The sequence below is a fragment of the Microlunatus sp. YIM B11417 genome (assembly GCF_059617205.1).
Window position 1 is genome coordinate 1966517 of record NZ_JCAMPJ010000001.1, and the last position, 11440, is coordinate 1977956.

The window sequence follows — 11440 nt, forward strand, 5'->3', positions numbered from 1 at the left end:
AGATAAGCAAACTCTTGTGGTGAGAACGTTTCCACTCTACGGTTGGGCCCAGGCATCGTTGAGGGGATCGAGGCGGATCTGACATGAGACTTGGTGCACTTCTGGCGACCGGCGCGCTGGTCGCCGCGGCGGCCCTGTCGGCCTGTGGCGGCGGCGGTACGGCGGACGGACCGGTGACGCTGACCTTCCGGCAGTTCGACCCGCCGGCCGAGACGGCCGGCCTGCAGGCGGCGGTCCAGGCCTGGAACGAGAAGCATCCCGAGACCCAGGTGAAGCTGGAGACGCTGTCCGGGCCGGACAGTGCTCAGCAGTTCGCCCGGGAGGCCAACTCCGGGTCCGGTCCGGACGTCGTCCAGATCGCCAACGTCAACGTCAAGGACCTGGCCAAGCCCAAGATCCTGCGTCCGCTGGACGAGCTCGCGGCGACGTCCGCGCCGGAGACGCCGGTGGAGGACTACCTGGCGCTCGACCTGGCCCGGTTCGAGGAGAAGACCTGGGCCCTGCCGTGGACGGTCGACACGTTCGCGCTGGCGTACCGGCCGGAGTTGCTGGCCGACGCCGGGCTGAAGCCGCCGACCACCTGGGAGCAGCTGGCCGACCAGGCGAAGCAGCTGTCGGACGTGAAGGCGAAGCGGTCCGGCTTCTGCCTGCCCGGCGCCAGCGGTCCGGACTCCGGCCAGTGGTTCGCGATCAACTACTACCTCTGGTCGCACGGCGCGACCTTGATCAAGAACGAGGGCGGCACCTGGCAGGTCGGTGCGACGGCCGAGCAGCTGCAGCAGGCGATCGACTGGTTCAACGGGCTGTTCACCGACGGCGGCACCGCCAAGTCCATGATCGCCGTCGCGTCGCTGACCGATCCGCAGATCGTCGACGGACTGGCCCGCGGCACCTGCGCGATGACGCTGATGGCGCCGCAGACGTTCCGCAAGGCCAAGGAACTCGACTCCTCGCTGCGCACCGCGCCGATGCCCGAGGCGCTGAAGGACGGCAACAGTCACCTGGGTGGCCGGATGCTCGGCATCAACGCGTCCAGTGATCATCCGGAGCAGGCCTGGGAGTTCATCCGCTATCTGAACAGCGCCGAGGCGTTCACCGAGATCGATCAGTACCCGGCGGCGACCAGCGTGCTGACCTCGATGAAGGTGCCCGAGGGCGAGGAGGGCTACCAGCAGCAGCTGCCACACTCGGAGACGTTCGGCCGCTACATCGCCGGCCCGGTGCCGGTGACGACGATCACCAAGATCACCAACGCCCAGTTCGGCGCCGTCTACTCCGGCCAGACCGACAGCCGGGCTGCGGCCGAGGCGATCGTCGCCCAGCTGCAGGCCGAGCTGGCCGCGGGGCAGTGACGGTCGCGACCGGGGCCGCCCCGACCGGCACCGCCCCGGTGCCGGCCCGCCGCCGGCCGTGGGCGACCCGGCTGACGCCGTACGGGCTGGTGGCGCCCGGAATGATCATGCTGCTCCTGCTGTTCGGGGTGCCGGCCGGCTACAACGTCTGGCTGTCGCTGCACGAGGTGACGCCGTACGACGCGCTGGGTGACGGCCCGTTCGTGGCGCTGGGCAACTTCGCCGCCGTGCTGAGAGATCCGCAGACACCGCTCAGCCTCGGCAACACCGTGCTCTGGCTGACCCTGCTCACCGTGGCATTGCGGCTGGTCTTCGGGCTCGGTGTCGCGCTGCTGCTGAACGCTCCGGTGCTGCGCCGGCTGCGGCTGCTCGGGGTGTGCCGCACCCTGGTGCTGATCCCGTGGATGATCCCGCCCACCGTCGCGGTGGCAGCCTGGCGCTGGCTGCTGGACGGCCAATCCGGTTTGATCAACCAGCTGCTGCTGCGCTGGGGGCTGATCGAGCAGGGCATCCCGTTCCTCGGCCAGACCAGCACGGTGTGGTGGTGCCTGACCGCGATCATCACCTGGCGGGAGCTGCCGTTCGTGATCATCGTGCTGATGGCCGGGCTGCAGGCGATCCCGGGGGAGCAGTACGAGGCGGCGGCGATCGACGGAGCCGGTGCCGGGCGGTCGCTGCTGCACGTGACGCTGCCGAATCTGCGCCCGGTGCTCGGTGTGGTCGGCCTGATGATCACCATCGGCTCGTTCAACAACTTCGTCTACGTCTGGCTGACGACCGGCGGCGGACCGGGCACGTACACCCAGGTGCTGGCCACCCAGCTCTACACCTACGCCTTCGTCGACAACGATCTCGGCCGCGGTGCGGCGATCGGGTTGATCATGTCGGTCTGCATGGTGATCTTCGCCCTGGCCTATCTGTTCCTGCTGCAGCGCCGGGAGCGATCATGAGTGCCACCGTGCCGGTCCGGCGCCGGCGCCGGCTGATCCGGCCGTCCGAGATCGCCGTGCTGGCGGCGGTCGCCGTGGTGTTGTCGATCATGGTCTTCCCGTTCGCCTGGATGCTGCTGACCTCGCTGCGGCCGGCGGCCGAGATGTTCGACCTGCGGCAGATCCTGCCGTCGGCGTTGACGTTCGACTCGTACGGGAGGCTGTTCGCCACCTCGTCGTTCGGCCGGTTCCTGATCAACAGCCTGCTGGTCGCGACGGTGGCCATGATCGCGTCGGTGGTGTTGTCCTGCCTGACCGGCTATGCGTTCTCCCGGTTCGAGTTCCGCGGCAAGCGGGTGCTGATGGTGCTGGTGATCGCGGTCCATCTGTTCCCGTTCGTCATCCTGATCACGCCGCTCTACCTGTTCTTCTCCGAGCTGCGGCTGCTGAACACGTACCAGGGCTTGATCATCGCCTACGTGGCGATCACGCTGCCGTTCGCGACGTACCTGATGATGGGCTACTTCGAGACCGTACCGAAGGGTCTGGACGAGGCGGCCCGGATCGACGGCTGCTCCACCCTGTCGGTGCTGTTCCGGGTGGTCTTCCCGGTCGCCTGGCCGGGCGTCGCGACGGTCGCGATCAACACGTTCATCGTGGCCTGGGAGGAGTATCTGTTCGCCAAGGTGCTGATGACCGACGAGACGCTGAAGACGGTCCAGGTCGGGCTGTCCAACTTCTTCGGCGAGTTCACGACCCAGTGGGACCTGGTCATGTGCGCCTCCGTCGTCGCCTCGGTGCCGACTATCGTGCTCTTCGCGATCGCCCAGCGCCGGCTCGTCTCGGGCCTCGCGGTCGGTGGCGTGAAGGAGTGAACGTGAGCAAGGGACTGCGGGGGCGCCCGCCGACGATCCGCGACGTGGCGGCCCGGGCCAGGGTCAGCATGTCGACCGTGTCGCGGGTGCTGAACGATTCCGGCCCGGCCTCGCCGGACGCCCGGGAGCGGGTGCTGCGGGCGGTCGACGAGCTGGACTTCGTGACCAGCGCCTCGGCCCGGACGGTCCGGCCGGACGTGCGCTCGATGACCTGGGGACTGCTGGTCGACGACGTCGACTCGCACTACTTCGCCCGGATCGTCGTCGAGCTGGACCGGGCCGCCCAGGAGCACGGCAGCACGCTGCTGGTCGCGGTCACCCAGAAGGCCTGGGCCCGGGAGAAGCACCTGGTCAAGGAGATGACCAGCCGCCGGGTGGACGGCCTGATCGTGGTGCCGGCCAACGGCGACGAGTACGGCGAGCGGCAGCGCCAGACCGGCGTGCCGCGGGTCTACCTGGACCGGTTCCCGGGCGGCGGGATCACCGCCGACGTCGTCACCTTCGACTACTACCGGGCCGTGGTGGACCAGGTCGAGGAGCTGTGGCGGCGCGGCCACCGGCGGATCGCCTTCGTCGGCGGCGAGATCGAGACCGACCCCGGGACCCGCCGGTACGCGGCCTGGAACGACACGCTGCACCAGCACGGGATGCCGGTGGAGACCCGACTGGTCAGCGTCGGGCACGGCGCCGCGGCGACCGCGCGCCGGGCCGCGGCCGAGCTGCTGCGGGCTGCCGACCCGCCCACGGCGATCGTCACCACGACCGGGCTGCTGCTGCTCGGCGTCCTCGAGGCGGTCGCCGAAGCGCGCGCCACGGTCGAGGTCGCCGCGTCGGAGGACATCGACGCGGCGTTCCTGTCGCCGGTCCCGCTGCGGCTGGTCGAGGCCGACATCGGCCGGCTGGCGCACGAGGCGGTCGACCTGCTGGTCGCCCGGATCGAGGGGGCGGACGGGCCGCCGCAGACCCGGATGCTGCCGGTCGGGCACGTCCGGCACGGATTTCAGGAGGAGCAGGAGTGAGCGGACCGAACGTCGTGATCATCTACACCGATGATCTTGGTTGGGGCGACCTCGGTTGCTACGGCAGTACGGACGTCGAGACGCCGCACCTGGACGCGCTGGCCGAGCGCGGCGTCCGGTTCACCCAGTGGTACTCGAACTCGCCGGTCTGCTCGCCGTCCCGGGCCTCCCTGCTGACCGGCCTGCACCCGGCGCACGCAGGCGTCGAGTCGATCCTGGGTGCGGCCCGGACGGTGACCGGGCTGCCGGACCAACCGACGCTGGCCTCGCGGCTGGAGGAGCTGGGCTGGACCACGGCGATCTTCGGCAAGTGGCACCTCGGCGTCGAGCCGGGCTCGGCACCGCAGCGGCGCGGCTTCGGTCGGCACCTCGGGTTCCGCGCCGGCTGCGTCGACTACTACTCCCACATCATGTACTGGGGGAATCGCTACCCGCTGCACGATCTCTGGGACGGTGACACCGAGATCTGGCGCAACGGCGAGTACCTGACCGACGTGATCACCGACGAGGCGGTCGGCTTCCTCGAAGAGGTCCGGGATCCCTTCTTCTGTTACGTGTCGTACAACGCGCCGCACTACCCGATGCACGCGCCGGCGGAGGCGATGGCCCGGTTCGCCCATCTGCCCTGGGAGCGGCAGGTGATGGCGGCCATGATCAGCCGGGTCGACGACGGGGTCGGCCGGATCGTCAAGGCGCTGCGCCGGACCGGTCGGCTGGACGACACGATCATCGTCTTCTCGTCCGACAACGGACCGTCCGCCGAGGAGCGGAACTGGCTCGGCGGCGAGGAGATCGCCTACCCGGGCGGGTCCACCGGCGGGCTGCGCGGACACAAGGGATCGCTGTTCGAGGGCGGGATCCGGGTGCCCGGGATCTGGTCCTGGCCGGGCGGGCTGCCGCAGGGCGTGGTCTGCGACGAGCCGGCGATCATGATGGACGTGCTGCCCACCGTGCTGGCCGCCGCCGGCCGTCCGGTCGACGACGTGGACGGAGTTGATCTTGGTCCGCTGCTCCGGGACGGCCGGGCGGCGGAGCGGACCCTGTGCTGGGCGTACGAGAGCCAGCGGGCGGTCCGGCGCGGGCGGTGGAAGCTGGTGATCGATCCCAGCGAACGGCTCGGCACGCCGTCGGTGCCGGGACGGTTGCTGTTCGACCTGGAGGCCGATCCGGCGGAGGTCCACGACCGGTCGGGTGACCGGCCGGACGTGCTGGCCGAGCTGTCCACGGCGGCGCAGGACTGGTCGGCCGAGCTCGATCGCTGGCGTACCGGAGCGGTTGCCCCGACCGGCTGAACCCGCCCGGGTGGCGTACCGTGGCGATCATGAAGATCAGCCACCTTGGGCACGCGGCCGTCCTGGTCGAGACCGAACGGACCCGGATCCTGATCGACCCGGGCAACTTCGAGCCCGCCTGGCACGGACTGACCGACCTGGACGCGGTGCTGGTCAGCCACGTCCACCCCGATCACCTCGACCCGGCCGCCGCGGCGGACCTGCTGGCGGCCAACCCCGGCGCCGCGGTGCACGTCGAGCCGTCGATCACCGAGGCGGGGCTGCCCTTCGCCGACCGGCTGGCCGCGGCGCCGGTCGGCACGACGCTGACCGTCGGTGAGTTCACGGTGGAGACCGTCGGCGGGCAGCACGCCGAGATCCACCGCGACATACCGCGGATCGGCAACATCGGTCTGGTGCTGCGGGCGGAGGGCGAGCCGACGCTGTTCCATCCGGGCGACTCGTACGCGACCGCGCCGGAGGGGATCGACGTGCTGGCGATGCCGGCCTACGGTCCGTGGGCGGCGATGAAGGAGACCGTCGACTTCGTCCGGGCGGTCGGCGCCGCGCACGCGTTCCCGATCCACGACGAACTGCTCAACGACCGCGGTCGCGGGCTGGTCGCCGGCCGGATCGCCGACATGACCGAGACCGCGGTCACCGATCTTCGGGATCACCAGCCACACACCTTCTGAGGGAGACCAACATGCGGATCGCCATCGCCGGCGGGCACGGCAAGATCGCCCTGATCATGATCGAGAAGCTCGCCGCGGCGGGTCACGAGGCGATCGGGATCATCCGCAAACCCGAGCAGGCGGCCGATCTGGTCGCGCTCGGCGGGATCCCGCTGGTGCTGGACCTGGAGGCGATCGGTCCGGACGAGCTGGCCCGGGACCTGGCCGGCGCCGACGCGGTGGTGTTCGCGGCCGGTGCCGGGCCGGGCAGTGGGACGGCCCGCAAGCTCACCGTCGACCGGGACGGCGCGATCCTGCTCGCCGAGGCGGCGGAACGGGCCGGGATCCGCCGCTACGTGATGATCTCCGCTCACCGTACCGACGACTTCGATCCGGACTCCGACGAGGTCTTCCAGGTCTATCTGCGGGCCAAGAGCGAGGCCGACGCCGACCTGCGCGGCCGGGACCTGGACTGGACCATCGTCCGGCCCGGCGGGCTGACCGACGAGCCGGGCTCCGGCCTGGTCATCCTGGCCGAGCAGACCGAACGCGGCCGGGTGCCGCGGGCCGACGTCGCGGCCGTGATCACCGAGTTGTTGATCACGGGCCACGGCGTCCGGCGTCAGCTGGAGTTGATCACCGGGCCGACGCCGGTCGCCGAGGCTGTCGCTGCCTCCTGATCAGGCGGCTTCCTTCGCGCAAGATCCGGAGACCTTGCTGAAGGCCGCCGTGTCGCTGGCGTCCATCTTGGTCGGTTCGCCGTCCTTGAACGCCGTCATCGTCTTCGGCTTCGCCTGGTCATACATCGCGTCGACGATGCAGGTGGCGATCTTCTCCGCCTTGTCCTGCGGCAGGCCGTTCGAGACCCAGTACTTGGCGAAGCCGGCGATGACCTCCTCCTTGGCCGGCTTGCCGCCGGTCTCGGTGCCGCCGCTGCTCTCGCTCGGTGCGGAGCTGCTCGCCGGGGCCTGGCTGGACGGCTGAGCCGCCGGCGGCTGGCCGGTCTCGGCGGCGCCGGAGCCGCCACAGCCGGACAGCAGCAGCGCGGACGCCGCGACGGCGCCGGCCAGGGTGATCGACAGCTTGCGGATCATGAATACTCCTTGTTCGTCTGGTCGTCGGACCGCGACGGCGACTCCGGCGGAGCGATCCGAGGCGCGAGACTAGCGAAGCATCGGGTCAGCCGACGAATCGGCTCAGGCCGGGGGAGCCGGGACCGGCGGCGCGGCGCCGAGATCGTTCCAGACGAACTCCGGGATCCGGCCCAGGAAGGACGTCATCAGGTCGGCCAGCCGGGAGATCGCGGCCGGGTCGTGCACGCTCGGGTACGTGATCAACATCCCGCGGGTCATGATCAACTGCGGCGGCCGGGCCCAGATCAGGAACTCCATCATCCGCGGGTGCACCACGTCGTGGGCGAACTTCGGATGATCACTGGTCACGTCGAAGAGGTCGTTGAACGCCGAACTCTCGAAGTCGATCGAGCCGCTCCCGAACAGCCCGCTGAACGCCCCGTCGGAGGCGATCGTCAGCGACGGCGTGTGCACCGGCAGCGTCACGGTCATGATCGGCTGCTGGTGGGACCGGGTGTACGTCTCGGTCCGGGTGCCGCCCTTGCCGTCGGAGACCGTACGGGTATGGGTGGTCTTCCAGTGGTAGACGAACGCGACCAGTGGCACCAGGCCGCGGGCGGTGCCGGTGATCACGTTGCTGGTGCTCCAGCCGTGCCCCTGGCCGAACGGACGCAGGCCCTGGAATCGGTCGATCAGCGAGTTGTCGACGCCGACCAGCGTCCAGTCGGTGCCGTGGAAGCCGAGCCGGGGTTGCTTGGGCTCGATCCGGTACGGGGCGAGGGCCGCCGGGTCGAACGCGGCGGCCACCGCGTCCAGCCGGTCCAGGTAGCCGCGCAGCTCGTCGGGGTCCTTCGGCGCACCGCTGGAGACCAGGTTGTCGCCGTCGACGCTGAGGTCGATCGCCTGCGGTTCCGCGCCCGGCGGCCGGCCGAGATGGTCGACGGCCTGGACCAGACCCGGCGTGACCACGGTCCGGGCGTACTGCGGGTCGGCGCCGAGCACCTGGAACGGCGTCCCGAGGTCGACCGGCGGTTCGGTGACGCCGGCCCGGGGCCCGTTCCCGGTCAGGTAGAGCTCCGGCAACGGCAGCGGCAGCTTGACCAGGGCCAGCCGCCGCTCACCCGTACCGCCGTAGCTGTAGTCGAACACCGCGAACGGGCGCCCACTCGCCGTCCGGCCGGTGATCAACTCATCGGTCTTGCGGTCGAAGCCGAGGTCGAACGGCGGGTTGGCCAGGGGGAGCACCGGCGCCAGCGAGGGCGACGACTCGAAGGTCCAGCCGAGCTCGCGGACCCGGCCCTTCCAACGTTGCCGGCGGATGATCAACACGGTGGCCACGACGGCGCCGATCACCAAGACGATGATCAGCACAAGGGCGACGGTCTGGCTCATCGCGCGACCATAGCGAACCCGACGGCCGTCGCGCGCAGGGTGATCGGCATGGCGGATCTTGACCGGATTGCTGGCACGGCCGCCGATCCACGTCATGATTCAGCTAGTTCGTCCCCAACCAACGACTGACGGGAGTTCGACGATGAGCAACGTGGTGAGCAGGCGAACGGCACTCGGACTGGGCGGCGGCGTTCTCGCCGGCGCCGTCGCGGGCACGGGAACGGCACACGCAGCGACCGACTGGTACCGGCTGCCGGTGATCACGGCGAACGTCGGGCGGACCAATCTCGGCGCACGGGAGGCCGCGATCGACGCGGTACGCAACGCCGACGGGGACCATCGGCCTCTGGTCTGCTTCCAGGAGATCGGCGAGGGCACGAACGATACCGGGGAAGACGACATGATCGACCACTACTTCGGGCCGCTCTACACCAAGGCCTTCCTGCGCGACGGCAGGGCGTTCCGGGTCCCGATCTGCGTCGGCCGGCCGTGGGTCGTCGTGTCCCAGGTGCGCCATTTCGCGCACCCCGGCGTCTCCGGCTGGTCACCGGAACGTTGGCTCACCGAGGTCGTCGTCCAGCACGAGACGTACTCGCAGCTCGAATTCGTCGTGCTCAACACCCACTACATCGCCAACGCGTTCAACGGCGACCAGCGCACGGACCTGCAGGACGAGTGGTGGCTGATGCGGGACATCCATCGGGCCCGGTCGCGCTTCCACCACGAGGCGAATCGGCTGGTGATCTGGGGCGCCGACACCAACCGCCCGGACTTCGGCACCGCGTCGGACCTGTCGGCGGAACAGAAGGCGTTCGGTACGGGGATCGACCGGCTGCACTGGTTGCCCGGCAAGAACGGGAACGTCCAGATCACCCTGAACGACACCAAGATCATTGACATGAACGTCGACTCGCACAACGCGCGGCTGGCCATCTTCCACGTCCGCGCCGTCTGAGGCGGCTCAGGTCCGTTCGGTCGCGGCCGGCTCCGCCGCGGTCCGCGGAGCCGCTCCGCGGCGGCGCAGCCGGGGTGCGAGCTCGGTCAGATACATCGCCGCGACGATGGCGAGGCCACCGACCAGCATCCGCCAGGTGATCGACTCGCCACCCAGCGCCACCGCGAACCCGGCCGCCCAGATCGGTTCGCCGGCCATGATCACCGCGGCCCGGGTCGGCTCGATCCGGGCCTGCGCCCAGGTCTGCAACAGCATGGTCAGCGCGCCGGCCACCACCGCGATGTAGACGACGATCGCCCAGTCGGTGCCGGTGGCCGGCAGCTGGATGCCGCCGGGCAGCGCGAAGATCGCGCAGAGGACGGTGATCACCACGAGCTGCACGGCGGTCAGCCCGAGCGCGTCGCCCGGTTTGCTGAGCCGGCTGAGCGCGAGGATGTGACCCGCGTAGACGACGGCGGAGGCGAGCGTGAGCAGCTCCCCGTACCCGACCGAGAAGCCGTTCAGCGACAGGATGCCGAGCCCGACCGTCGCCAGCCCCACCGCGAGCCAGGTCAGGGGACCGATCCGGGTGCGCAGGATCAGCGCGCCGAGCAGCGGCGTCGCGACGACGTAGAGCCCGGTGATGAAGCCGGACACGCTGGCCGCCGTATGCGCGAGGCCGAACGTCTGCAGCAGTTGCGCGCCGCCGTAGAGCAGTCCGAGCACCGCGCCGTCCCGCAGAATCCGGCGGTCCAGCCGGAGCCCGTTCGGCCGGCCGACGGTCGGCGCGGCCAGCAGGATCAGCGCCACCGCCGCGATCCCGAACCGCACGGCGAGCAGGTCCGGCACCGGGATCCGGGTGACGATGTCGCCGATCATGAAGAACGTCGAGCCCCACGCCGCGGTCATCGCGATCAGCGCGACGAACGCCAGCGTCGTCCCTCGTCCGCCCAGCTTCACCCGGACAGCCTAAGGTCCCGGCCCGGCTCCGCCGGCACGGTCCCGGTACGGCCGCGGAGGCATTCGCGACTGCGATCTGGAAGGGGGCGGCGAGGAACGGTCACGGCACGTGGAGGGAGCATCCGAGCCCGCGCCAGGCAGTCGAGAGGCAGCTCAGTCGATCCCCGGCCCACCGGCAGCTGCGCTCGGTTGCCCCGTCCGCGACCGCTCGGCCCGTCCGCGACCGTTCGGCCGGTCCGCGACCGTTCGGCCGGTCCGCGACCGTTCGGCCGGTCCGCGACCGTTCGGCCGGTCCGCGACCGTTCGGCCGGTCCGGGATCCGTGCAACTGTCCTGTTGCGAGGAGCGGTCGGGGCTGCAAGCGGCACGCCCCGGGATCTCGATCGGCTCAGCCGCGCTCTTCGGGTCTCCGGTATCCGTGACCGCAGCATCCGTCGCGGCCGCGCGGGCTTCACCCCGCTCCGGACGAGTGACACAGATCTGCAACGCAACGTCCCGGGCAACCGATTTCTCGGCGAGCGGGATGGGTTGCGAGCCAGATTTGCGTCACTCGCGCTCACAGGCGGGGCGCGAGCCACGTGACCCGGGGGGAATTGGCCGGAACTGACTGCCGAAGCGGTCGCGCAGATCGCCCGAGTCCGCAATGACGGCAGCGGCCGGCATCGGAGATCAGGTGACGGCCGGGCACGGCAGCGGCAGAGGCTGGATCCTGGCGGACCTTCGCAGCCGCGTGATCGGCCGCGGTGCCCCGGCAGAGCTCGGTCTTGTCGCGGATGTCCCGCGCTGCGGGCACAACGTGTCGGATTCGGCCCGAACTTGCCGGAGCGCGGGACAGTCGCGACGGCCAGGCTCGGTGATCGCCTCCTGCGGCACACCCACAGCAGTGACGTGCGCTGCCCACTGGCTCGATCGGGGCGGCTGCGCCATGCCGTCGGGGCCGCCGGCTGGATCGGCTGGCGGCC

Annotated in this window: 11 protein-coding genes; 8 read left to right on the forward strand and 3 right to left on the reverse strand. The window is 70.4% G+C overall.

The window, feature by feature from the left end; all coding sequences use genetic code 11:
• Positions 1 to 83 precede the first annotated feature (83 nt).
• Genes AC6CCG_RS09765 through AC6CCG_RS09795 form a run of 7 tightly spaced genes read left to right on the forward strand, consistent with a single transcriptional unit; the run spans position 84 to position 6800 of the window.
• Positions 84 to 1352, forward strand: a complete 1269-nt coding sequence (locus AC6CCG_RS09765) for an ABC transporter substrate-binding protein (RefSeq protein WP_496654306.1) — start codon at positions 84 to 86, stop codon at positions 1350 to 1352.
• Positions 1349 to 2302: a carbohydrate ABC transporter permease gene (locus AC6CCG_RS09770; RefSeq protein WP_496654307.1), complete on the forward strand. Its 954-nt coding sequence runs from the start codon at positions 1349 to 1351 to the stop codon at positions 2300 to 2302. Before AC6CCG_RS09765 ends, AC6CCG_RS09770 begins: the two co-directional genes overlap by 4 nt.
• Positions 2299 to 3156, forward strand: a complete 858-nt coding sequence (locus AC6CCG_RS09775) for a carbohydrate ABC transporter permease (protein ID WP_496654308.1) — start codon at positions 2299 to 2301, stop codon at positions 3154 to 3156. The genes AC6CCG_RS09770 and AC6CCG_RS09775 overlap by 4 nt, the downstream gene beginning before the upstream one ends.
• A gap of 2 nt (positions 3157 to 3158) precedes the next feature.
• Positions 3159 to 4175 (forward strand): LacI family DNA-binding transcriptional regulator, encoded by a 1017-nt coding sequence (locus AC6CCG_RS09780; protein ID WP_496654309.1) that lies wholly within the window; start codon positions 3159 to 3161, stop codon positions 4173 to 4175.
• Positions 4172 to 5467 (forward strand): sulfatase family protein, encoded by a 1296-nt coding sequence (locus AC6CCG_RS09785; protein WP_496654310.1) that lies wholly within the window; start codon positions 4172 to 4174, stop codon positions 5465 to 5467. Before AC6CCG_RS09780 ends, AC6CCG_RS09785 begins: the two co-directional genes overlap by 4 nt.
• A 29-nt stretch (positions 5468 to 5496) precedes the next feature.
• Entirely contained in the window at positions 5497 to 6141 is a 645-nt protein-coding gene (locus AC6CCG_RS09790; RefSeq protein ID WP_496654311.1) for an MBL fold metallo-hydrolase, read from the forward strand.
• Between the two features lie 11 nt (positions 6142 to 6152).
• Entirely contained in the window at positions 6153 to 6800 is a 648-nt protein-coding gene (locus tag AC6CCG_RS09795) for an SDR family oxidoreductase (protein ID WP_496654312.1), read from the forward strand.
• Here the strand turns inward: AC6CCG_RS09795 and AC6CCG_RS09800 are convergent, their stop codons facing one another.
• Positions 6801 to 7214, reverse strand: coding sequence for a hypothetical protein (locus AC6CCG_RS09800; RefSeq protein WP_496654313.1), 414 nt, complete (start codon positions 7212 to 7214; stop codon positions 6801 to 6803).
• Between the two features lie 102 nt (positions 7215 to 7316).
• A complete protein-coding gene (locus AC6CCG_RS09805) occupies positions 7317 to 8585 on the reverse strand; it encodes a hypothetical protein (protein WP_496654314.1) in 1269 nt (422 codons plus the stop codon).
• 142 nt (positions 8586 to 8727) lie between these two features.
• On the opposite strand from AC6CCG_RS09805, the gene AC6CCG_RS09810 reads away from it, so the two are divergent.
• Positions 8728 to 9540, forward strand: coding sequence for a hypothetical protein (locus tag AC6CCG_RS09810; protein WP_496654315.1), 813 nt, complete (start codon positions 8728 to 8730; stop codon positions 9538 to 9540).
• Between the two features lie 6 nt (positions 9541 to 9546).
• Here the strand turns inward: AC6CCG_RS09810 and AC6CCG_RS09815 are convergent, their stop codons facing one another.
• Complete coding sequence (locus tag AC6CCG_RS09815; protein WP_496654316.1) at positions 9547 to 10479, reverse strand: DMT family transporter; 933 nt, start codon at positions 10477 to 10479, stop codon at positions 9547 to 9549.
• Positions 10480 to 11440: the final 961 nt, after the last annotated feature.